This window comes from Pseudomonas sp. KB_15, assembly GCF_052114525.1.
In the GTDB taxonomy this organism is placed as follows: domain Bacteria; phylum Pseudomonadota; class Gammaproteobacteria; order Pseudomonadales; family Pseudomonadaceae; genus Aquipseudomonas.
This window is the reverse complement of sequence record NZ_JBFREX010000127.1, coordinates 1-586: the sequence shown is the minus strand read 5'-3', so window position 1 is coordinate 586 and position 586 is coordinate 1. Positions and strand designations below refer to the sequence as shown.

Genomic DNA, 586 nt, shown 5'->3' with positions numbered 1-586 from the left:
GCCGAAGGTGGTCATGCAGGGCACGACGCGCCGTTCTTCGATTTGCAGGCCGGGGATACGCTCGAGGAGCTGCGCTTCGAGCCCTTCCGCCACGGGAATCGAGCCGCCGGACCGAAACCAGTCCTGGATATTCCCCTCGCTTTCGAGGGGAATATCCACCGGATCGCCGCCGAGCTTCAGCCAGGTCTGGCCGTCGGGATAGAGGATGGGCGGCAGGATATAGGGATCGGCACCCTTGGGTCCGAAACAACGCATCGATGGCATGCCGGCCAGGCGCCTGGCCTCCGCCGCATCGAGCCGAAACATCGCGGCAGTCCGTGCGTACACCACAAAACCCAGGGATTGGCCGAGCAGCGATTGGGTATGTCCGCCGGCCGCAACGAGAACGCGCTCCACCTCCACATCGCCCGATCGCGTCCGGATCGTCACGCCGCACCTCCGCCGCATCGAGCCGAAACATCGCGGCAGTCCGTGCGTACACCACAAAACCCAGGGATTGGCCGAGCAGCGATTGGGTATGTCCGCCGGCCGCAACGAGAACGCGCTCCACCTCCACATCGCCCGATCGCGTCCGGATCGTCACGCC

General features: G+C 65.5%; 1 protein-coding gene. It reads right to left on the bottom strand.

Annotated elements, in window-relative coordinates; all coding sequences use genetic code 11:
* The coding region (locus AB4Z35_RS30025; protein WP_442101164.1) for a hypothetical protein at positions 1 to 429 on the bottom strand (429 nt) is incomplete at its 3' end.
* Between the last annotated feature and the right edge of the window lie 157 nt (positions 430 to 586).